At 37.6% G+C, this 23,039-nt stretch carries 24 protein-coding genes; 2 read left to right on the forward strand and 22 right to left on the reverse strand.

Features of this window, described 5'->3' with window-relative positions:
• Positions 1–104: 104 nt before the first annotated feature.
• The 7 genes from zapA to L323_RS21715 all read right to left on the reverse strand — a co-directional run bounded on the left by zapA (position 105) and on the right by L323_RS21715 (position 6,483).
• Positions 105–542 carry a cell division protein ZapA gene (zapA, locus tag L323_RS21685; RefSeq protein WP_020813739.1) on the reverse strand — a complete coding sequence of 146 codons (438 nt, stop codon included), beginning with the start codon at positions 540–542 and terminating at the stop codon, positions 105–107.
• A 131-nt stretch (positions 543–673) separates the two neighbouring features.
• Entirely contained in the window at positions 674–1,072 is a 399-nt protein-coding gene (locus L323_RS21690; RefSeq protein WP_020813740.1) for a bacteriohemerythrin, read from the reverse strand.
• Positions 1,073–1,146: 74 nt separating this feature from the next.
• Complete coding sequence (locus L323_RS21695; RefSeq protein WP_020813741.1) at positions 1,147–2,499, reverse strand: hypothetical protein; 1,353 nt, start codon at positions 2,497–2,499, stop codon at positions 1,147–1,149.
• 106 nt (positions 2,500–2,605) lie between these two features.
• Positions 2,606–3,463 (reverse strand): 16S rRNA (adenine(1518)-N(6)/adenine(1519)-N(6))-dimethyltransferase RsmA, encoded by an 858-nt coding sequence (gene rsmA / locus L323_RS21700; protein ID WP_020813742.1) that lies wholly within the window; start codon positions 3,461–3,463, stop codon positions 2,606–2,608.
• A 194-nt stretch (positions 3,464–3,657) separates the two neighbouring features.
• Positions 3,658–4,728, reverse strand: a complete 1,071-nt coding sequence (locus L323_RS21705) for a 3D domain-containing protein (RefSeq protein ID WP_020813743.1) — start codon at positions 4,726–4,728, stop codon at positions 3,658–3,660.
• A gap of 239 nt (positions 4,729–4,967) precedes the next feature.
• Positions 4,968–5,663, reverse strand: a complete 696-nt coding sequence (locus L323_RS21710) for a hypothetical protein (RefSeq protein ID WP_020813744.1) — start codon at positions 5,661–5,663, stop codon at positions 4,968–4,970.
• 52 nt (positions 5,664–5,715) lie between these two features.
• Entirely contained in the window at positions 5,716–6,483 is a 768-nt protein-coding gene (locus tag L323_RS21715; protein WP_020813745.1) for a TatD family hydrolase, read from the reverse strand.
• Between the two features lie 236 nt (positions 6,484–6,719).
• Here L323_RS21715 and L323_RS21720 point away from each other — a divergent pair, with 236 nt between their 5' ends.
• Entirely contained in the window at positions 6,720–7,778 is a 1,059-nt protein-coding gene (locus L323_RS21720; RefSeq protein ID WP_020813746.1) for a DUF2600 family protein, read from the forward strand.
• On the opposite strand, the gene L323_RS21725 is transcribed toward L323_RS21720, so the two are convergent.
• Positions 7,775–8,305, reverse strand: a complete 531-nt coding sequence (locus L323_RS21725; RefSeq protein WP_020813747.1) for a spore maturation protein — start codon at positions 8,303–8,305, stop codon at positions 7,775–7,777. The two genes, L323_RS21720 and L323_RS21725, sit on opposite strands and share 4 nt — an antisense overlap.
• Before the next feature lie 16 nt (positions 8,306–8,321).
• Positions 8,322–8,909, reverse strand: coding sequence for a nucleoside recognition domain-containing protein (locus tag L323_RS21730; RefSeq protein WP_020813748.1), 588 nt, complete (start codon positions 8,907–8,909; stop codon positions 8,322–8,324).
• Positions 8,910–9,276: 367 nt separating this feature from the next.
• Here L323_RS21730 and L323_RS21735 point away from each other — a divergent pair, with 367 nt between their 5' ends.
• Positions 9,277–9,516 carry an AbrB/MazE/SpoVT family DNA-binding domain-containing protein gene (locus L323_RS21735; RefSeq protein WP_004619198.1) on the forward strand — a complete coding sequence of 80 codons (240 nt, stop codon included), beginning with the start codon at positions 9,277–9,279 and terminating at the stop codon, positions 9,514–9,516.
• 62 nt (positions 9,517–9,578) lie between these two features.
• On the opposite strand, the gene rsmI is transcribed toward L323_RS21735, so the two are convergent.
• From rsmI to L323_RS21800, 13 genes are all read right to left on the reverse strand, one after another.
• A complete protein-coding gene (gene rsmI / locus L323_RS21740) occupies positions 9,579–10,427 on the reverse strand; it encodes a 16S rRNA (cytidine(1402)-2'-O)-methyltransferase (RefSeq protein WP_020813749.1) in 849 nt (282 codons plus the stop codon).
• Positions 10,411–11,175 carry a tRNA1(Val) (adenine(37)-N6)-methyltransferase gene (locus tag L323_RS21745; protein ID WP_020813750.1) on the reverse strand — a complete coding sequence of 255 codons (765 nt, stop codon included), beginning with the start codon at positions 11,173–11,175 and terminating at the stop codon, positions 10,411–10,413. The genes rsmI and L323_RS21745 overlap by 17 nt, the downstream gene beginning before the upstream one ends.
• An 84-nt stretch (positions 11,176–11,259) precedes the next feature.
• Positions 11,260–11,430 (reverse strand): DUF362 domain-containing protein, encoded by a 171-nt coding sequence (locus tag L323_RS21750; RefSeq protein WP_020813751.1) that lies wholly within the window; start codon positions 11,428–11,430, stop codon positions 11,260–11,262.
• A gap of 107 nt (positions 11,431–11,537) precedes the next feature.
• Positions 11,538–12,413 (reverse strand): PSP1 domain-containing protein, encoded by an 876-nt coding sequence (locus L323_RS21755; RefSeq protein WP_020813752.1) that lies wholly within the window; start codon positions 12,411–12,413, stop codon positions 11,538–11,540.
• Positions 12,414–12,446: 33 nt separating this feature from the next.
• Positions 12,447–13,415 carry a DNA polymerase III subunit delta' gene (gene holB, locus L323_RS21760; protein ID WP_020813753.1) on the reverse strand — a complete coding sequence of 323 codons (969 nt, stop codon included), beginning with the start codon at positions 13,413–13,415 and terminating at the stop codon, positions 12,447–12,449.
• Between the two features lie 15 nt (positions 13,416–13,430).
• A complete protein-coding gene (locus tag L323_RS21765) occupies positions 13,431–13,898 on the reverse strand; it encodes a YaaR family protein (protein ID WP_020813754.1) in 468 nt (155 codons plus the stop codon).
• A gap of 15 nt (positions 13,899–13,913) precedes the next feature.
• Positions 13,914–14,243 carry a cyclic-di-AMP receptor gene (locus L323_RS21770; protein ID WP_020813755.1) on the reverse strand — a complete coding sequence of 110 codons (330 nt, stop codon included), beginning with the start codon at positions 14,241–14,243 and terminating at the stop codon, positions 13,914–13,916.
• Between the two features lie 30 nt (positions 14,244–14,273).
• Positions 14,274–14,894, reverse strand: a complete 621-nt coding sequence (tmk, locus tag L323_RS21775) for a dTMP kinase (protein WP_020813756.1) — start codon at positions 14,892–14,894, stop codon at positions 14,274–14,276.
• Positions 14,895–14,946: 52 nt separating this feature from the next.
• Positions 14,947–16,455 carry an aminotransferase class I/II-fold pyridoxal phosphate-dependent enzyme gene (locus tag L323_RS21780; RefSeq protein WP_020813757.1) on the reverse strand — a complete coding sequence of 503 codons (1,509 nt, stop codon included), beginning with the start codon at positions 16,453–16,455 and terminating at the stop codon, positions 14,947–14,949.
• A gap of 70 nt (positions 16,456–16,525) precedes the next feature.
• The gene (locus L323_RS21785; protein ID WP_020813758.1) at positions 16,526–19,582 is read right to left on the reverse strand and encodes a glycoside hydrolase family 2 TIM barrel-domain containing protein; all 3,057 of its coding nucleotides are present in this window, start codon (positions 19,580–19,582) and stop codon (positions 16,526–16,528) included.
• A gap of 230 nt (positions 19,583–19,812) precedes the next feature.
• Positions 19,813–21,051 carry an endo-1,4-beta-xylanase gene (locus L323_RS21790; RefSeq protein ID WP_020813759.1) on the reverse strand — a complete coding sequence of 413 codons (1,239 nt, stop codon included), beginning with the start codon at positions 21,049–21,051 and terminating at the stop codon, positions 19,813–19,815.
• A 27-nt stretch (positions 21,052–21,078) separates the two neighbouring features.
• The gene (locus L323_RS21795; RefSeq protein WP_020813760.1) at positions 21,079–21,993 is read right to left on the reverse strand and encodes a carbohydrate ABC transporter permease; all 915 of its coding nucleotides are present in this window, start codon (positions 21,991–21,993) and stop codon (positions 21,079–21,081) included.
• A gap of 9 nt (positions 21,994–22,002) precedes the next feature.
• The gene (locus tag L323_RS21800) at positions 22,003–22,974 is read right to left on the reverse strand and encodes an ABC transporter permease (RefSeq protein ID WP_020813761.1); all 972 of its coding nucleotides are present in this window, start codon (positions 22,972–22,974) and stop codon (positions 22,003–22,005) included.
• Between the last annotated feature and the right edge of the window lie 65 nt (positions 22,975–23,039).

Genomic DNA, 23,039 nt, shown 5'->3' on the forward strand with positions numbered 1-23,039 from the left:
ATAATTCTTTGTTCGACATTACCCTTCCTGCTAAAAGGGATTTTAACATTAAAAAAGCCAGAGAAATTAATATTTCCTCCGGCCTACAATTAGTCAAAATATTTTTACATGTCATATCCTGCAAGGCTTTTCTGAGCGATTACCCGGTTATCCCTGCCTATGGAGTTTCTTACCTCTCCAAGTTCAGCCTCTCTCTTTGCCAATTCAACCTGCAAAGATGTATTTTTGGCAGCCAACTCTTCATTTTGCTCTCTCAGTTGTTCAACTTCACTCTTAAGTTTTTCCATTTCACTGACAAGCTCGTCTTTCTCTTTTTCAAGGGAAAGCTCCCTGGCCCTGGATTTGAAATAATCGTCACCTACGTTGATTGCCGTAAGCACCGCAGCCAAAGACGTGCTAAAGCTGCTGTTTCTCAGCATTATCTCGTTCATCTTCTTATCAATATAAAGGCCAACCTTGTGTATGTATTCGTCAGGTTCACTTCCAACCAGAGTATAATCCTTGCCGGCTATACGTATAACAACTTTGTTTTTTGCAGTCAAGGTATATCAGCTCCTTCAAATTGCTAACCACACCCCTAATTATACTATATAGCACCATAATTCGGCAAATAAATTCTTATGGAAAGTTGAAATATTGTTGAATATATGTATTAAATTTCCATTATTTTTACTTAACCCTTTACAAATGCCGCAAATGCCTTATCAGCTTTACCAATATGTTGTATAAGCCAATCAACCACCTGCTTGTTTATTGTCGAAATAAAAAGTGGACTGGCACCTTCCCGTTCGAACTGCTCCTTTAGATTTTCAAAATTTTTAAGAAAATTATCATGTATTTTTCTGTGGGCATCTCTTTCAGGATAGTTGTACTTTTTGTGCATTTCCTGCTCATCAGTAAAATGAACTATTGTATAGTCCTCAAGAAACTTAATGGTGTTGACAACTTCCTCTTTTCCTTTTCCCTTTATGCATGCCGTAAAAAGCTTATCAATAGCTTCAAAAAGTTTTTTGTGCTGGTCATCTATTTCAGTTATTCCTATAGCAAGGCTGTCTCTCCATTTTATAGCCATTTTCCTGCCTCCAATATTATCAAAATTTGTATGTCTAATATATACCCTGCTAGAATGGTTTAAAACAATTATAATTACCTCATTTTTGATATTTTACCGGTTCTGGGGTCAAGCATTACAATCCAATATCCAAAGGCTCCGTATTTGGGTCTGAATCCTTCCATTTGTACCCAACTGCCTACATTATTAAAAGGATTATCATCTATACTATAAACACCGGGTATTCCGCATATTAGCTTTTCCTTGCCGGGCTGTCTGGTATTCCTTATTCCAAGGATAATATACCTGTACTTATAATGTGCAAGCATAACCTTTGGATTAAATAAAAGATAAGTCTTAATGTTATTCCTGAAAAGAATGTTGTTAAGAAAGCCTGGGCTGTTGATCTTCCACCACCTAAAGCTCCTGTTCCTTGTTCTGAAAGGGTTATATTCCTCGAAGCTGTTATCAAGCTCCTGTTTTAAAAGCTGCATATTGAATGAACGGTCCCTGTCTTCTCCCTGCTGTTCCCCTTCCTCAGATTCATCTACCTTAATAGATGAGATATCGTTAAAATCTTCCTGAATCCTTTTCCATACATTCTGAGCTTCCTCGGATTCCTCTGGTTCCACTGATTCCGATTCTTCAGGCTTCTCTATTTCCCTCTCTTCTTCTTCATAAGAACTTTCATATACGCTTGACAAGCCCTCCTGAAATTTACTTGACAAGTCAGGTATAGGGGCATCCTTTGCAGACAGATTGTCTTCCTCTGCATCTTTATTTGCTTCAAAGTCCCCCCGTTCCTGCTCTGTACTTTCGGATTCAGGCGTTTCAGAGTAGTTTTCACATCCCTCTTCCTCAATAACGGTCCATGGCTGTATATTGATTATCTCTGTCTCATCGATTACCCCATCTTGTTCTGTCAGGGCAGCCTCCGTTTCAGGTTCTTCGGGTATTGCCTGATATATAGTTTTATCCTCAGCCTTGGGTTCCGGTGCTATTTCGTTTTTTGTCGCAGCAGGCTGTTCCAGCAATCTTTCAAATTGCTCTTTCCACACCTGCTCCCCTTTTGTATATGCTACTAAAGGACACTTAACCGTCCCTGAGGCCTTATTATCAGTACTACGGCATATTACTGCAAAAATATTTATTTCCTGCACATTAAGCTTATTTGAACCTATTTCCTCTGAAGGGAAATTTGTTTTCATATCAATTCTTCCGTTGATAGGCTGTATCCGGCATATATCACTATATTTGAGCATATCACCATCTTTATGTATACCGTACAAACTATAGGCTGAATCTTTTTTATCGGATAAATTATTCAGAGAAAGCTGAAAACGAGTATTATCGCCGTTGATTTCCACTTTTATAAATCCGCCGGGGTTTTCCCAATTATTATCCATTGTCTTAAATATATGAAACTGTCTTTCATATGCATTTCCCATTGCAGATTTCTCCTTTTTTAAGCAGATTACTCCTAACAGTAAAAATATATGATATAAATAAAAAAATAAGACTATCTTTTTTGATAGCCTTATTAATTCGCCTTTATTATTTCAAAATCAGGTTTGAAAGCTGTGCAAACTGTGCAACCGTCAAAACTTCTCCTCTGATATTTTCATTTAATCCCATTTCTTCAAGTATTCGCTTTATTTGCTCTTTGCTTTTATTGAAAAATCCCGAATTGGCTAATGCATTCACAAGAGTCTTCCTTCTTTGACCAAAGGATGCCTTTACTATTTTGAAATAAAGGTTTTTGTCAGCAACTTCTACAGGAGGCTCACTTAATATATCTAACCCTATTATTGTTGAATGTACCTCCGGTTGAGGAATAAAACAGTGCGGAGGAACATCAAATATTATTTTGGGATTTGAATAGAACTGGACTGCTACCGAGATAGCTCCGTAGTCTTTGGTACCGGGGCCTGAAACCATTCTTTCTGCAACTTCCTTCTGTACCATGAAAACCATCTTGTCAACGCCTTTTACTTCTTCCAGAAAGCGCATAATTATTGGCGTAGTAATGTAATATGGCAGGTTTGCAACAACCTTTACGCTTTTTGCATTATACAATTCTCTGTACTTCTTTATAATTGCGTCAATATCCGCTTTCATTATATCTTCGTTGATTATGCTGACGTTTGAATAATCGCTTAAGTTGTCATTTAAGGCAGGAATGAGCCTTTTGTCAATCTCTATTGCGGCTACCCCGGCAGACCTTGCTGCCAGCTCCCGGGTCATACTTCCTACACCCGGCCCTATTTCTATTGCAAGTGTATCTTTATCCATATCGGATGCGTCAACTATTCTTTGCACCACACTGAAGTCAGTGAGGAAGTTCTGGCCCAAGGCCTTTGTAAGCTTTAACCCGTGTTTTTTTATTATCTCAGACGTATTGTTTTTAATCATAGGTACTCCTTAACCTTTTAAATTAACACATTGTCAAATATTATAACACAATAGCATCAATTAATATATTCGACTTTTCAAAGAGAAATTATTACGAGATTCATAGAAAAAGAGCCAATCCAATAAACTTGGATTAGCTCTAACAGTCCCTTTAATACTTTTTTATTTTGTTTACATACTTTAAAGCAAATGCCCTATTTCAGTATATAAACTTTTACTTTCCTTACACCCCAGGCATCAACCTGACTGCCTGATTCAAGATAAACATCAATTTTGTTGCCTTTTATTGCTCCTCCTGTATCTGCCGCAACCGCATATCCATAATCGGCTGCCTTCCCGGGAACTTCTATATATACTCTTGTTCCCAAGGGTATTACACTGGGGTCTACTGCTATTATACCCCTTTTTACTCTCGCGCCTGTTGCTGTAATACCAAACCCGGGTTCACCGGGCCTTTTACCTGTGTCTGTAAAAGAAGCTGTATACGAGGTTGCCCTCATATTCATTACCTTTGAAAACCTTATTGTTTCGCCTCTAGATGTCTCGTAGTTTAAAACCGTACCGACTTCAACAATACAATTTAAAGGATTTGTTGATATAAAATCCTTTACAAGCTGTTTAGCGGTCTGCTTTCCATCCTCATAAACTACCTTGTATAACTTTTCTCTGATGCCTTCTTTTCCTTGTCTGACTGTATTTCGTACTCCCTTATCTAATCGGTTGCTCTCTTTTGTAATGGTTTTAAATGGAATAGACGATGTCTCCGTGATTGTTTTCTCCTCCACACGGACAATTGAAATATTCATATTTGATACGATTTTGTCTCCTAATTGAGACCCTACAAACTTGTCATCCGAATCTACACTGATATTATTATCCCTTAAAACTTCACTAACCGTATCCTTATATGTTTTTACGTCCAGCTCTTTCCCATCAACCTTAATTGAAACAGGTACCGCTCTTTTTATGTTTATGACATTCTGATGAATCTTTGTGAGCTTCGCGTCAAACGGCATACTAACGTAGTCTGCTTTGTCAACTTTGATGCCTGTCTGCTCCAATACCTCTTTCACTGTTACTTTCATTGTCTTTATTGCAATGGTATGCCCATTATCGTTGATTACAACGTGCCTATTGAGTCCGTTAAAAACTACGAACCCCGCTGTAACGGATATAACAACGACAATACATATTATTGCAACATCCAATGATCTGATTTTTAGTTTAGAAAAATACCTTTTAATATTCTTCGCAATCGGTATCATAAATCCAACCTCCTGTTAGAAATATTCAAAGGGACTGTGAATATTTTATTCCATACCCATTTTTTTGTCAAATTTATTACCTGTTTATGGAAATAGATTTGTACAAATTCATCCCTTGTAATAAATTATTAACTAGATGTTAGTATACTATTCAGTAAGGAGATTTATGTTCACTTTTAACAACCATATTGCTGAAGCCCGCTAATAAAGAGGGTTTTAAAAAGGAAATATTTGTAAGACTACGGCTTATCTGATACCTCCAGTATAAGCCATTCTTTAGATTGTGTATTGAATTCTACCGTTATATACTTTTCATTCTCACCGTTTTTATAAAGCTTTTCAGCTTGAAGCTGGTCAGGCTTTTCTACCTCTGCAATCACCCTGAACTGAAGTTTTCCCAGATGTTCCTGATCCGTCAACCCGGTAAAAATCTGTGATGATTTAAGGTGAATAGACTTAATTTCCTCTTGATACGTTTTGCTGAAACTAGCAGGATTCTTTATAACCTCATCCTGTGAAGTCTTGCTTACCAATGCACTTGCTACTTTGAAGTTTTTTGTGTTAATTGCCTCAAACCAACTTTTTATAAGTTCATTTATAGGTGCAGTATTCATATTCTTCTTGAATTGAATAATTAAATCTGCGTAATTGCTTATTTGGGCCTTCAAATCTGTATTTTCAAACGAAATACGGTTAAATTCCTCCCTAAGGTCTGAAACAACAGAATTCAAAGATTCAACTTTTTCTGTTAATTCCTTGTTCTTTTTATCAAGAGTATTGTTTTTTTCTCCGAGAGTATCTATTGTAAAGTTTTTAGCCTCTCTTAAATCCTGAAAGTTTTCAAGCTGCTTCTCTCTATCCCAAAGCAGATAATTAAATGATATAAGTAAAGCTATGAGAAATAGAAATACAATAATAATAATAAATCTTTTCATAATTTTTCTCCTTAAATATTAAATTAACATTAAGGGCTTTTATTCTATTATTCTATATTATTTTGAAAACCTTTTTTGCATTAATGAGTGTAGTCTCAGCTACTTCATCCATGCCTACACCTTTAATTTCAGCAATTTTTTCTACTATGTGAACCAAATATCCGGAATTATTGCGTTTGCCCCTGTAAGGTTCCGGTGTAAGGTACGGACAGTCTGTTTCAACAACCAGCTTGTCTAAAGGAACAGCCTCAACAACCTCTTTTATTTTTCTGGAATTCTTAAAGGTTACTGCACCGCCAACCGCAATATATAAATTGTGTTTTAGCATATCCAAAGCCATTTCCCTGCTTCCGGAAAAGCAATGAAATATGCCCCCCACCTGCTGTGCATCTGTTTTTTTGATAATGTTCACAGTGTCTTCGTGTGCATCCCTGTCATGGATTATTATAGGCAGTTGAAGCTCCTTTGCCAGATCAATCTGTCTCTCGAACCAATACCTTTGGATATCTCTTGGTGAATTATCGTAATAATAATCAAGTCCAATCTCTCCGATTGCCACAACTTTTCTGTTCTGGGCTAATTTTTTTATATTTTCAATTACTTCCTCATTCATCTCTTCCGCATAGTGAGGATGTATACCCAAAGCAGCATATACAAAATCATATTTGCCGGAAAGCGCTATGGAGGCATCAAGAGAATTAATATCGGCAGAAGCATTTAGGATATATGCTATCCCATTGCTGTGAAGTTCCTGAAGAAGACTGTCCCTGTCCTCATCAAATTTATCATCATCATAATGTGCATGTGTATCAAATATCAAAACTATCACCTGCTCGATTTTTATTAAGATTGCTGTCAATTTGAATCTTTTTGTGCAAACATGGTATAATTTATCCGGTGCTTTATCATTTTAAGCCGAAAATTGTGTATTGCTACTGATACTACTATACATATTTGTATTGAATTTTTCAAGCACCATGATTAGAATACAACTGTTTAAACAATAAGGCATATGGAAAAAATCTAGTCTGGAATATTTTATTTAGGGGATAAATTATGAGAAACATCATAGGCTCTATGCGTTTCATAAACAGATACGTTAAAAGAATAAATCCCATCGTTGAGGAAAAGTCCGAAGAGTATTACAATTACACCGGGCGTATAGTAAAATACAATATTAAAAAAAATGCTGTGGAAGCCTTGAAACAAAGTAGTTTTGATATGGCCATTTCATCGGTTTGCACTTTTTGGCCGGGTGTTAATGTCAAGCTTGCTTCAGAGGTTATTTTTTCGTTTATGGCTATTATACGCTACCTGAATAAAATCTGTGAAAATTCATCAGTAATAACGGAGGCCTTTATCAGAGTGGCATTTTCTTCATTAAAGGATGCTGCAAATATACGTAATGAATCCTTTGAGAAATATTTTACCTTTTTCCCTTCAAAGGATGATAATGGCTACCTTAGTATTCTTGTTGAAAAGTGCCGTCAAAAAATTCAGCTTCTACCTTCATATGATATTGTCAGAGACTCCATATCTGCATATCTTGCATTGTACATAGACCTGCAGGTAACAAAATACTCCTCTAACGATAATGAAAAGGAAGTAAACCTGATTAGGTGGAGTACAGCGCACGGTCAGAAGTATCCTGACCTGACCAACTGGGAATTTTGTATGTGCATAGATTCAGGACTTGATATACTGCTTCTTCTATCACTTGCAACCAATCCCAATTTGAGTGAGGAGGATGCCGAAAATATTAATACCGCTTTCTTCCCTTGGGTAAGCTGCATACATAAGATTTTGGAATGCTACCTTAAATATAATGACGATCTTTCTTCCGGTAGCCTGAACTATGTTTTTTATTACGGGAGTCTCAAAGAATACGAGGACAGAATTGAATTCTTTACCGACAAAGCTCTGTCTATTAGAACCGGGTACAGAAGCAATATAAAATCGGTGCTCAAAATCCTTTTGAGCTTGTTTATCACAGACCCCAAAGCAAGCGAAGGTATGAACAAAATTACAAGCAAAGGATTGTATAAGTCAGGCGGAAAAGGTATGTGGCTATATTCCCTAGCCGCTAAAATTCTTAGATCTCTGAATAAGTTCTAACCGAATACAAACTGACAGGCCCACACTGATGCGATAACACTTATAATATCAGCCATTATGGCAGCGATAAGGGTATACCTGATATTTTTTATTCCTACCGAACCGTAATAAACCGCCAGGGTATAAAAAATTGTTTCTGTTGAACCCATCATTGTAGCTGCAACCCTTCCGGCATAGGAGTCTGGCCCAAAGGATTTGATAATCTCCGTTACAAAAGCAAAGGACGCACTTCCTGATATGGGACGTAGTAATGCCAGCGGCGCAACCTGCGGAGGCATTCCCAGTAAATCTGTTACAGGTCTCAGCAGAAGTATCAGACTATCCATTGCGCCGGATGCCTTGAAAACTCCTACTGCAACCAGAAGTCCTACCAGTGAGGGAATTATTTTTATTATTGTGTCTATTCCGTCCTTTGCACCTTCTACAAATACATCATAAGCTTTTACTTTTTTTAATACTGCCACCCCAAGTATTACTACAAATATTGCCGGAACAGCGTAGTCAGACAAGTGTCTTATTAAACCCATACTCCACCACTTTTCTCTAATTGTCTTTTTTCCATACTGCCGACAGCATCTTTGCAGCTATAATACCCATGATAGTTGCACAGACGGATGCTATCCATATGCATATGATTATCTCAGCAGGTTTTTTTGAGCCCTCAGAGGTTCTGAGTGCAATTATATTTGCAGGTACCAGTTGAATCGCTGCTGTATTTAAGACCAGAAACATACACATTGCATTGGTAGCTGTTTTTTTATCCTTATTTATACTCTGCAATTCCTTCATAGCCTTTAGCCCTAATGGTGTAGCGGCATTTCCCAAACCAAGAAAATTTGCAACAAGATTCATTACTATAGCGCCTAAAGCCGGATGATCTTTTGGTATTTCAGGAAAAAGGAACCCTAAAACCGGCCTTACTGCACGTCCTATTATTCTGATAAGTCCGCTTTTTTCGGCTATTTTCATTAACCCCGTCCAAAGGCACATAACTCCCAGCAAGCCTATGCAAACAGTGACAGCAGTCTGGGCAGAATCCATTGCAGCCTTTGTTACATCATCAAGTCTGCCGTTTACAATCCCGAATGCAAAGCCTATCATTAACAGCCCAATCCAAATATAGTTAAGCATAAATACCTCTTTTCTGGCCGCTAAATGGAAACGTTACCTCTAGTTATATATGCCTGGACACATTCATTTATGAAACAGAATTTTAGTTTTTTTTGTCGAATATCTTCTAAACTAACAAATAATTTTCCAGTATTATTTTTCAATCTCTGTAAAAATTGAAACAAACTAAAATTTTAACAATTTCGTAACATTTTAAGTATTTTATTCATTTTTATTAAAAGCCCTGAATTAACTGGGTTATAAAGTATTTAAATAACAAAAATAACAAAAAATTTGAAAATTTATGAGTTGACGTTTATTGGAATTTATGGTATTATAAATTCGAAGTTTGTCGAAATATGTAGTGCATATGAGGAGGTCAATTTTGATGAAATCTACTGGTATTGTAAGAAAAGTTGATGAGCTGGGAAGAGTTGTTCTTCCAATCGAGCTCCGCAGAACATTGGACATCGCAGAAAAGGATGCTTTAGAAATCTACGTTGATGAGGCAACCATTATATTGAAGAAATATGAGCCTGCATGTATCTTCTGTGGTAATGCCAAGGATGTAATCGTATACAAGGGTAAGAATATCTGCCCTGAGTGTATGAAAGAACTAAAGAAGTAATAAATTATTATTACAGAAAAACAAAAGTAGAAGGAACCCGTGAAAGTTTTCACAGGTTCTTTTTATTTTTTCATAACGACATTATATACGTCTCTTTTATTTAAACCCCTGTCCTCAGCGGCTTTTTTTATTGCATCCTTTTTTGTAAGACCCTCTTCAATGTATCTGTTTACATGATCTTCTATGCTGATTTCAGAGTATTTGTCCCGTTCCTGCTCAGCAAGGAATTCTTCATCCTGTCCCTCAATTATGACAACAAACTCACCTTTTGGAGCTTCTTCCTGAAATCGTTCCATCGCTTCGAATAAGCTGCATCTTATGACCTCTTCAAATTTTTTGGTAAGCTCTCGTGCAAGAGCTATCCTTCTGTCTCCCCATGCATTGTACATATCCTTTAAAGTATATGGCAGTTTATGAGGAGCTTCATAAAATATAATTGTTCTGGTTTCATTTTTCAGCTGTTGGAGTCTTTCCTGTCTAGACCTCTTATTCATGGGAAGAAAACCTTCAAATACAAACCTTCCGGCAGGCAGCCCGGATATAACCAGCCCTGTAACCGCTGCAACAGGCCCGGGAATCATTGTGACTTCAACACTGTTTTCTATTGCAAGCTTTACCAAATCCTCTCCGGGGTCTGATATTCCCGGACTTCCCGCATCAGATACCAGAGCAATGTTTTTGCCAAGAAGCAGCTGTTCTATAAGATAGTTGCCCTTTACTACCTTGTTATGCTCGTAATAGCTTACAAGAGGTTTTTTTATCTCAAAGTGATTTAAAAGCTTGATTGTCTGTCTGGTATCCTCTGCTGCTATAAAATCAACTTCTTTCAGGGTGTTTATTGCTCTGAAAGTTATATCCTGCAGGTTACCAATTGGTGTTGCTACCAGAAAAAGTTTACCCTTTTCGCTCAATTTGTCTTTCCTCTTCTCTTCCATATATTTTATTTATCTCATCCGAGTATGTTCCGTCCGAGTTATATACATATAACGGTTCCAATACCTTAAGTTCAGGATTGCCCCCTCTGTTTCCCTTAATAAGCAGCATGTTTGGTTTCTTGCCGGGTTTTGGATGTACCAGTCTTAAATATTTTGGCTCAATTCCGTTATTCCTCATGCTGCATATGATATCAGCCAGTCTTTCCGGCCTGTGTACCATTGCAAGCTGTCCACCCGGCACCAGTAATGCCGCAGCCGCACTTACAACATCCTCCAGACTGCATAAAATCTCATGTCGGGAAATTGCCTTGCTGTCCATGGGATTTACCAATCCGCAGCCCTTATTGGTGTAAGGAGGATTGGAAACTACAACATCAAAACTGGATTTCCCAAAATACTCCCGATAAAGTTTTATGTCCCCTTGAACTATCTCAAGCCTGTCTGAAAGTTGATTCATGAGTACACTTCTGGACGCCATCTCAGCCATTTCTTCCTGAATCTCAAGTCCAACAATCTTGGCCGCCTTTGTTTTCCCTGCCAGAAGTACCGGTATTATCCCTGTTCCCGTTCCTATATCAAGAACTTTGTTGTTTCGCTTAACATCAGCAAAATCAGACAACAGTACTGCATCCACTCCAAAACAGAATTTTTCTGTATTTTGTATCAGCTTGAGTCCGTTGAGCTGAAGGTCATCAATACGTTCCTTTTCTTTGATAGTAACCAAAAGTACACCCCTTATAATAGTTTTATTCCCGAAAAAAGGGCCAAATAAAGGATGACCCTTTATCTGACCCTTATTACCCGAGACTTATTTCTGTTGAGGAGCATCAACAGGACATACGTTTGCACATGCACCACATTCTATACAAGTATCCTCATCGATTACATAAACACTATCACCAGCAGTTATGCATGATACTGGACACTCTGATTCACATGCTCCACAGCTAATACAAGCATCAGTTATTGAATATGCCATTTTTTAACACCTCCTAAATATTAAGGAAAACAAATATCTTACTATTTGCTTTTCGCTACTATTTTACCACCTATTATACTGATTGACAAACTATTTTGCCATCTCTTTTAATCTTCCAGTTGCTTAAGGGCTTCAATGTCTATATCATTGTCGTCGCTGGTTGTTGCGTCTTTTATTACTTTTATTTCTCCATCCTTGAAATTATATACTCTCAAGTCGGATTCATTACCAATGTCCAGTTTGACTTTAAGAATTTCCTTTAATAATATTACTTCCACAACAGTTCCTTGACCTTCAGGAGTTTCAACTATTGCTCCAACTTTAGGAACTCTGGCAAGCAAATCTTCATACGCTTCCTGTTCATATTTGAGACAGCACATAAGTCTTCCGCAAGTGCCTGAAATCTTGGTTGGATTCAGGGACAAGGACTGTTCTTTTGCCATTTTTATTGAAACAGGCTGGAATTCTCCTAAAAATGAATTACAGCAAAGCACTCTGCCGCATATTCCTATTCCACCCATCATCTTCGACTCATCTCTTACACCAATCTGGCGAAGCTCTATCCTGGTTTTAAAAACTGATGCCAAATCCTTTACAAGCTCTCTGAAATCAACTCTTCCATCCGCTGTAAAATAAAACAAGACCTTGTTGTTATCGAATGTATATTCTACGTCTATAAGCTTCATTTCCAATTTGTGGTCGTTGATTTTTTGCAGGCATATGTTGAATGCATCTTTTTCTTTTCTGTCATTTTCCTCAGCATGGACAATATCTTCTTCGGTTGCTATTCTGATAACCTTTTTCAGGGGAGCAACTATCTCTGACTCGTCCACTTCTCTGTTGGGAACAACAACCAATCCGAATTCTATTCCCCTTGCAGTTTCAACTATGACATTCTGGTTCAGATCTATCACTAATTCGCCGGGATCAAAATAGTATATCTTGCCTGCTTTTTTAAACCTAACTCCTACAACCTTTACCATCTATAAAGTTCCTTTCTACAATACATAAAAAGTTTACGTATTATTTGCCTGTTTAATTTTCATAAGCATAACTTCTATGGCCAGCTGGAAATTGGCATTACTGTCCAAGCCCTTACGGGCGTCCCATACTGCCTGTATGCATTTTAAAACATGTGAAAAGGATACTCCCACATTCCTAATAATCATATCTTTTTTATCTGAATTTATCAATAGACTTGTATCACCAGTCTCCTTGTAAATTAGTAAATCTCTGAAATACAATAGTATTACATGCAGTACATAGCCTACCCTGTCATTATTTTTTTCAAACGTTTCATAAAACTTAAACAGGTCAGCGTCTCCATCTGATACAAGCTTTGAAGTAAATTCAAGTACTTCTTCACGTAATTCAAGGTAATGTGACGATTCAGCAAGCTCCAAAGCTGTACCTGCCACACCGTCAGCATATGAAACGATAAATTCCCAGTCAGGTTTTCTAATCCCATAGTTTGACTCAAGAATTTCCATAACGTCTTCACGGGACAATCTGTTAAATAGTATTCTCTGACATCTGGAACGTATAGTTTGTGCTACTGCCGCCGAAGATTGGACTGTTAATATAAATACTACATAGGGGGGCGGCTCTTCCAGAGATTTTAGCAGTGCATTTTGTGCCTGAATAGTCATAGCATCAGCATCGTTTATGATAATTACCTTGTATTTGGAATAAAGAGGCCTTATAACAAGTCCCTTTAATATATTTCTTATCTCCTCGACGCTGATGCTTTTATCTTTTTGAATTATTTCATGAAAATCCGGATTTGAGGCTTCCTTGTATAACTGACATGATTTACATCCACCGCACGGGAATTGCTCCTCACTGCACATTAGCATTGAGGCAAATTTCAGTGCAGTATCTCTTTTTCCGACTCCATCCGGGCCTTCAAAAATATATGCATGACTTACATTATCTTTTTGTACTGCAGCTCCTAATGCGGATAGTATTCTTTGGTGCCCTAACATTTTGCCTCCGTAATGTCATAAAAACAAGTCAAGTATCAATCCCCTGATATCATCAAGTTTTTTAAGTATGCTAATGTTGTCTTGTTGTGATTTAAGTACTTCATTTGTCAGTTCAATAAGTTCTTCATTTATTTTTTTTATAATTGCATAAACCCTGTGCCTACCTCTTCTATCCAGGAAGTTTTTCTTCATAAAATTATGTGAATGTGAAACCGCCTCATCAAGAAATTCAGAAATCAATTGCTTGTAAACCTTCAATTCCCTGATGTCAGTCTTTTTTCCAAGCTTTTTGCCCTGACTCTCTATTTTATCAGCAAGTACTTTAACCCTCTCTTCATAATTCTTGGTTTCAAGTTTTCTTAGCTGAGATGAAAAAGTTGCATCCCTCTCATTTCTTATAGTTCTTTCATCTCTGCCAGCCAAAGCAGAAATATTTGTGCGGTTATCGGACGAATCCTGTATCTTAATGGGAATCGGAATCACCTTCTTAAGCTTATTTTAAACCTTGTGGAACTTTTCTACGTCAACTACAAAAATTGTAGCTCCGCCTACCGTTACTTCAACGGGATATGGCATAAACATTCCGTTTATACCTCCGGATGAGGCCGGCGTATTTATAACCTGTCTCCTGCTTTTTGACTTCTTTTCTATAATGGCAATCACATCATCCAGCTTATCTTCATCTACACCTACAAGTAAAGTGGTATTTCCTGCCTTTAGGAAACCTCCGGATGAACACATTTTAGTAACACTAAAGCCGTTTTTGTTAAGTTCCTCCATCACCCTGTGACCGTCTTCATCATGTACAATAGCAAACACCAGTTTCATCATAATCCCTCCTTAAATATAGTCTGGTTTTTAAAGTATTTCCTTCAGAAATATCTTTATTTGTGAAGATATTTCTTCTATTGATTTTGAAGCATCTATTGTCTTAATCCTGTCGGGATATAATAATGACATTTTCCTGTAACCCTCATACACCCTCATATGAAAGTCCATTTTTTCCTGTTCTATTCTGTCTGCCCCCGTAGATTTTATCCTTCTTTCTATTGCCAAACGCGGGTCAATGTCAAGAAAAAATGTAATATCGGGTACTACACCGTCAACTGCGGCTCTATTGACATCCGCCACAGTTTTAAGGTCAACACCTCTGCCGCACCCCTGATATGCATAGCTTGAATCTACAAACCTGTCGCATATAACATATTTACCACTTTCTAATGCAGGCCTTATGACCTGAAAGACATGCTGGGCTCTGGCTCCAGCGTAAAGCATCATTTCTGTTAAAGGGGAAATATCAGTATTTTGTGGATCAAGTATCAAATCCCTGATCATCTCGCTGATTTCGGTACCCCCGGGCTCTCTGGACAACACTACGTCAATGCCGGCAGCCTTTAGAAATTCTTCCATCAACTTAATCTGAGTTGTCTTTCCAGACCCGTCAGTTCCCTCAACAGTTATAAACAAACCTTTACGCATTATCTTACCTCCAACTGTTTTATCTTTTGTCTGATACAAAAATTATAACACATTATTTTACAACTTGGACACTATTATTATTGCCAACACCATTAACCTTTCCGCCTAGTTTGATAATGGAGTCTATGTAGCTTATCTTATTACTGTCAATTATTTCTCCCGGGTAAAGAACCGGAATACCCGGAGGATATGGAGTGACTACTCCTGCACATATCCTTCCCAAACAGGATTTTAATTCCTTTTGCTCCTTATGTGCAGCATAGGCTTCATACGGACTTAATACCTGTAAAGCATCATATGGTTTCTGTCCTGTCAAACTTCGTATTTTTTCTGCTTGCCTTCCCCACTCATCATTAAAAGGTATTTGAGCCAGTTTTGACAAACTTTCATTAAGCCTGTCAAAAGTCTGCTTTTTATCAGCTGTTGTTGTAATTAAAACAAGGTTTTCATAATCAGCCATTTCTACCTGAACCGACAACTCAGCTCTTAGCACTCCTTCTGCATCATATCCGCTTATACCAAGCCCTGATGTATTCAATACCAGCCTTGTTGGGTCCTGTATTGTATTAATACCCAGATACTTGCCTTCTAAAACCTTATAACCATGTATTTCAGCAATCCTGTTCTTAAAAGCATTGATTTCTTCAATCAAATGAAAGAGTTTTTCTTTTCCTTCCGTTTGCATAAGCTCTCTTGCAATATCCAGATACGTCATTATAATATATGAAGGACTTGAAGTTTGGAGCATGGCTAAGTTAAATCTGATTTTTTCAATGTCTATAAGGGAGCCGTTTATGTGCATATACGCACCCTGTGTAACAGCCGGAAGTGTTTTATGAGCACTTTGTATTACAATGTCTGCTTTGTATTGGTTTGCTGAAGGAGGTAGCAGAGGGCTGAATACCAGGTGCGCTCCGTGAGCCTCATCCACTATCAATGGTTTTCCGTATGAATGAACTATTTTTACTATAGTTTCAATATCGCTGCATATACCGTAATAATTAGGCCTTGTTATGAGTACAGCGGCTGCTTCAGGGTGCATACGAAGAGCCTTTTCTATACTTTGTGCTGTTACTCCTTCATTTATTCCAAACTTACTGTTGTATTCGGGGTATATAAATACCGGTTCTGCCCCGGACATTATCAGCCCTGACACTACAGATTTATGTGAATCTCTTCCTATTATTATTTTTTGGCCCCTTGTGCAAACACTCATAATCGCAGCCTGAATCCCGCAGGTTGAACCATTTACAAGAAAAAAAGTATTGTCTGCTTCAAACGCCCTCGCTGCAAGCTCTTGAGCCTCTTTTATTATCCCCTCGGGATAATGAAGGTTGTCTGTTCCGTCAATCTCTGTTACGTCAAGTTTGAGAATGTCCGTAGCAAGTTCCTGTGGAACTCCTCTTGACAACTTGTGACCAGGCATATGAAATATATTTATATTTTCTTTTTCATATTTTCTCAAATAATTATATATTGGCAAATTATTCACTTTTGCACCCTTTTCCATGTTAAACCGCAGTTTACGTATTTCAAGCCGGGTATGACTTGTTTCCGCCAACACCCGGCCTGCATAACCCGGTTCATATATCTATTTTACTTTTTAAAGGCTTTATTTACAATATGCAGTCCTAAGACCCCTCTGTAAAGGGTTTTATAAACATAGTGTAATGGAATCTCTGTGCATTAAAACGATACTTCTCCATAAGCTCAGGCCCACAGCTGTTTGAGCCTATTCCGCTTTGTGCATAATCTATGCATAGTACAGTATTTCCACACTTCTCCAGTTCAAAATTATGAAGCTTACTTGTCAGCTCCTCCTGAGTATAGTGAGATGCATTAAAGCTAAAAGGCTCATCTCCGGTTATCAGCAACCCGAGACCACAATTTGATACCAGCTTTACATAATGGCACCCCCAGTGGCTTCCGTTTTCCTGGGGTTTCAGGTAGTCTTCATGCATTCTCCCCACATTGGCTTTAAAGCTTCCCATAAATGACGACCTTCTTTTATCTGCATAGCTCTCATACGGACCGTATCCAAAGTATTCAACATTGCTGATGTACTCCGGAAGAAATAATCTCAGGCCGAACCGGGGCAGAAACGGCATTTCCATATTCCTTTCCACCTGCATGTTAACTGATATAAGTCCATTCTCTGCTATATTCCACTCTGTACTGATACTCAGTATTCTCTGTATGTGAACCGCCAAAAGGGATAGTTCTGTAATTATCCTTATATTACCAATTTCCTTAAATACATGAGTATTGTATGATCGGGACAAAGTTCTGTCATAGCCGGCCTCTTCCCATTTATGCCGGACATTTCTGTCATTGTCCGTAGGTGCCCTCCATATATTGTAATTCATTGGCTTCTCAAGGATTACATTATTGTCGTATACTATTTTATCAAACACACCAGTCATTTTATTAAAGGTATATCTAAAGTTTTTCCCCATTATTACGACGTTCCTGTCGGATTCTACCAAGGATAGTTCTCCACTCTCTGAATTTGATTCTCCCAAAATATCTGTTATCTTATCCTCCTGTAGTCCAACCTTGTCAACTTCCAGCTTAACCTGATCAAAACCAAGTTGATAACCGCTGTTAACAAACTGTGTATCCGTCTTTTGTATATAATCAAATTTTATATAGCAGTCGCCTTCTTCCCCATCAGGCAGGCCAATGCTTATGACTTTTTTCTCATGGGGTGGTATATCCAGTAGATTGGGATCATCTATAATACCTTCCGATATAACCTCTCCGTTTTTGGTTACTTCATAGGAAATATACAAGAAATCTTTTGCATTAATAAAATCAAGCATATTTCTAAAGGTAAATTGGCCGTCTTTAGAATTCTCACTTACTAGTCTTAGCGGTCTAAGAACATTTTTATATTCCAGCAGCCCTGTATGAACTCTTCTGTCAGGATAAACCAAACCATCCATACAAAAGTTTCCGTCATGAGGAAATTCACCAAAATCTCCGCCATAAAAATACTTTTTCCTGCCATCTTCAGTTCTTCCCATATAGACAGCATGGTCGCACCATTCCCAGATAAATCCCCCGCATAAGCCATCATATTTTTCTATCTGTTCATGGTATTCCTCAAGATCACCCGGGCCGTTACCCATAGCATGAGAGTACTCGCACAAAATAAAGGGTTTGGTGACATTCTCCTGAAAATATTCAATTATATCCTCACATGAGGCATACATACGACTGTACAAATCCAAACCACTGAAATCAGCATCATAGCACTCCGGCGGATACAAAGCACTTTCATAATGGGTAAGTCTGCTGATATCATAACTTTTGAGCCACTTTAACGCACTCTCAAAATTCCTGCCATATCCGGACTCGTTTCCAAGAGACCATATAACAACACAAGGGTGATTCTTATCTCTTATAACACAACTTTTTACCCGGTCTGTAATAGCTTCTTCAAATTCCGGGTCATGTGCCAGCATGGGAAATGCTTTTCCATCCTGCCAGCCTCCAAAAAGTGCAGTTGTGCCATGAGATTCAATATCTGCTTCGGCAATGACATAGAATCCATATTTATCGCATAATTCGGTAAACAGAGGAGAGTTTGGGTAATGACTTGTACGAATAGCATTTATATTGTGCTGCTTCATTAGCATTAAATCCCTCAACATATCTTTAACATCTACCGCCGGCCCTTTTACAGGATCAGAGTCATGTCTGTTTACACCCTTGAATTTTATTTTTTGACCATTCAGGTAAACAATACCTTTCTCAACTTTTATTTCACGAATTCCTATCTGAACTGAAATAGTCTCAAATTCTGACTCCAGTACAAGAGTATAAAGATTGGGGATTTCAGCACTCCACAACTTTGGATTATCTATTTTAATACTCAGGTTATTTCCCTGTGCCTTTCCCCGGGCTTCAATATTCCCATTGCTATTATCCTCAAGCCTATATTCTATGCTGGGAACACTTCCTGTGAAATCCATGTCAACCCTTATTTCAGCACTTTTATAGTTCTCGTTCAGTGAAGTTTTTACAAAGAAATCCCTTATATGATTCTCCGGTCTAAGAATAATATAAACGTCTCTGAATATACCTGATGTCCTGAATTTATCCTGATCTTCAAAGTAACTGCCATCACACCATTTAAGTACAAGGACTGCTATTGTGTTAGTTCCTTCATGTACATAATCAGTTATATCAAATTCACTGGTAGAATGAGAAATCTGACTGTAGCCTATAAAATTACCATTAATCCATAGATAGAAGCATGAATCGACTCCCTCAAAATTAATATATTTCTTCATTCCCATCCAACTGCTGTCTGCATTAAACTCTCTGACATATGCACCGCACGGGTTATCTACGGGAACATATGGAGGGTCATATGGAAAAGGATACTTTATATTTGTATATTGATGCTTGTCGTAACCATGGTTTTGCCATACAGAAGGAACAGGTATCTTGCCAAATCCTGAGCGGTCATATTCGGGTAAGTAGAATTCATCTGTTATATTGTAGACGCTTTTGAAATAAAGGAAATCCCACTCTCCGTTTATTGAATGAAATCTTTTTGAATTTGTTCTGTCACTGTTCTTATTGATATCCCCCGGCGGATAAGGTATATAATATGCCCTTTTTTCCATCGTCCCTACATGAAGTTCTTTAGGGTTTTCAAAATAATTTTTTATTATCATTTTTTCACAATCCTTTACGGTTTGGTTTACAGCCTAAGCCTTGGAGTATTTTAATTAAATTATAACTCTAATTACTGTAACCGATTTTATCAACTTTACAAAATTAGTATGTGCAAAGATTTAATTATTGAACCCCAATGAAAAAAAGAATAAAAAAATATTACCGGACAAAATCGAAGTTTGAGAAGGTCAATCGTCCGGTAATATTATATAACACTACACTACTACTCTTAAATTTTTAATTTGACAGTCTCATTTGAGCTATCAATAGTAAAACCAATCTTTATCCCATGGCAGGAAACCTCATAATCACCAAGGAATCCGGAAACCTTAATTTCTCCGTTTTCATCAGTCATGTACGTAGTAGGTTTCAGCCACCACTCACCTTTTACAAGTTTGTGTAATTCATCATATGCAGGCTTAACCCTGTTATCAACAGTTATAAAGCCTGATGGTGCACCAAGCCAAGCTCCATCTGCAAAATCCCACCAAGTAATGGATTCAACCTTTGGATTCGCCAAAAGTGTCTCGTAATGCGATATAACTTCTCTGGCTTGTCTGTCCTCACCTTCAGCTGTTGAAGGCCATTCTTTTACTTGATAATCATTCAAGTCTTCAATTTCAGGCGGTATCAACTTTCCTGAAACCAAAGTATTTTCTGTAAAATGAAGCGGGAGGTTAAATCTGGAGAACCTTTCGAGTACCTCCAAAGTCTTTTCCACACCCCAGTAGCCCTGATGCATATGAGATTGTATTCCGATTGCATCAATAGGTACTCCGGCCTCAATAAGCCCTTCCAACAGAATCGCATAGGATTCGGAAGTATTGAAGTCGTTAATCAACAGTGTCGCACCCGGATTTGCTTTCTTGGCTTCATTGAACACTTTACTAACCAGCTTTATACGTCCAAGCTCCTTGCAAATCCTTGTGATTCCATTATCATATTTATCAAAAACAGGCATGATAACAACTTCATTTATTGCATCCCAAATATCTATTAAGCCTTTAAACTCTGAAACATCACGATTAATACGATTCATCTGAGTCGCAAGTATTTCTTCATTTGTCATATCTAGCAGCCAAGGTGCTGTGACAGTGTGCCAGCACAACGGATGCCCTTTTAACAGAAGTCCATGTGAAGCCAGCCACTGAGCTGCCTTCTTTGTTTCATTTATCATGGGCTGACCTTTTACGCGTTCATATAAACCCCAATAAAAAGGTACGGTCGTGTAGTTAAACAAACTAAAAAACTTCTCAAATCGTTGTTCTGCACGTTCTTTTTCTTCATCCTTAAATATATTATTAACATATGGAATCGCATCAAATTGTGCACAACCAAATAGGAACTTATGCTTGGTTTGTTCAACAACAACTTCTGTATTTTTTAAAGTGCTACCGTCTGGTCCCGAAAGTTTAATGGTCTTTGTTGCTATTCTATGGCTATACTTGCTGTTACTAACTATACTCATTATTCCTTCTCCTTCACGGAAATGGGATTATTCTTTAACTCCACCAACATTCAAACCTACTACGAAGTATCTTTGCAGGAATGGGTATACAACAATTATCGGAACAGCTGCTACTATTGTGATAGCTGCCCTTATAGATAAGGACGTAACCATAGTATCTGCAGTTTGCGAATTTGCACCTACACCTGCTGCCAAAGCAGGATTTGAATTAAAATTCTGTGTCGAACTCAGCAGCTTCATCAACTCATATTGCAGCGTGCTAAGGTTCTGCTTCGATGAACAATACAGGAAGGTATCAAACCATGTATTCCATGCACCAACTGCAACGAACAATGCAATTGTAGCCAGTACCGGTTTACAAAGTGGGAAGATTACCTGCATGAATATTCTGAAATCTCCTGCTCCATCGATTCTTGCAGATTCAACAAAGCTTTCAGGTATACCTATAATAAAGGTTCTGATAACAATCATGTTAAATGCTGCTATCATTGACGGCAGTACATATACCCAGAAGCTGTTCAACAAATGCAAGTTCTTTATCAGGAAGTAATTCGGTATTATACCTGCATTAAAGTACATTGTTAATACAAATATTATTGTTATAGGCTTTCTGAATACATATTCCTTTCTGCTTAACGTAAAGGAAAGCATTGTTGTAAGGAATAAATTTGCCAATGTTGAAAGTACTGTTCTTTCTACTGATACCAAAAATGCATGAAATACGTTGCCTCCTATGAATATAGCCTTATAATTCTGCAGTGAAAATTCTCTAGGCCAAAGATATATTCCACCTCTTAAAGTATCAACACCATTGTTAAAAGATATTGCAAGTGTATTTAAAAATGGATAGAGAGTTACAATCATAAGTGTAGCCATGAAGACAAAATTAAATGTGTTAAAAACTACGTCTCCTATCCTTACGGGTTTTCGTTGATTAATCATAGTACCTCCTTAGATAAGCCTTTCTTCGCCTAATCTCTTAGCAACATTATTGGCAAGGAATAGCATAATAATTGCAATTACACTCTTAAATATACCAGCTGCTGTTGCAAGCGAATAATTGAACTGGTTAATACCATACTTGATAACATAAATATCTATAGTTTCAGACCAGTCTAAAACAGGCCCCTTTCCTAACAGGTACTGAATTTCAAAACCTGCTTCCATAACATGACCTATAGACATTATCAGAAGTACTACAAAGGTAGCTTTAATTCCCGGAAGTGTAACATGCCACATTTTTTTAAATCTTCCGGCTCCATCCAAGCCCGCTGCCTCATATAGAGCAGGGTCGATGGCAGTTATTGCGCCAAGGTAAATTATAGTATTCCATCCAAGTTCTTTCCATACGTTGGTGGCACCTACAATTCCCCAGAAGTATTTTCCTTCACTTAACCAATTAATTGGAGAATTAATTATACCTAATTTCACCAGTACTATGTTTACAATACCACCCTCGGTTGAAAGGCAAGTAGCCACAATACCTGTTACAATTACCCAAGATAAAAAGTGCGGTAAATAAGATATAGTCTGAACAGTTCTCTTGAAGAAAATGTTCTTAATTTCGTTTAGAAGTAATGCAAGTACTATTGCTGTAACATAACTTAGAATCAGGTTTATAAAACTCATGCTAATTGTATTTCTGAAATCTCTTATGAAATTATCATCTTTAAAAAGATATTTGAAATTTTGGAGACCAACCCACTTTTGTTCAAAAAAGCCTTTTGCCGGTTTATAATTCTGGAAAGCCATGAGCCAGCCCCAAATCGGTACATATGAAAATATTAAAATATAAATGAGCATCGGTACGGACATGAATATAAGCTGCTTTTGCTTTACAAGCGTGTTCCAGGTTATTTTATGTCCCGTCATTTTCTTGCCTTGTAGTTTATTATCAGCTAAAGCTGTTACATTATTAGCCATACTGCCTCCCAGTAAATCAAGTCATTGGATTTTTTAAAATATCCATTGGAGCATAATTAATATGC

Origin of the sequence: Ruminiclostridium papyrosolvens C7, from assembly GCF_000421965.1 — a bacterium.
GTDB lineage: Bacteria > Bacillota > Clostridia > Acetivibrionales > DSM-1351 > Ruminiclostridium > Ruminiclostridium papyrosolvens_A.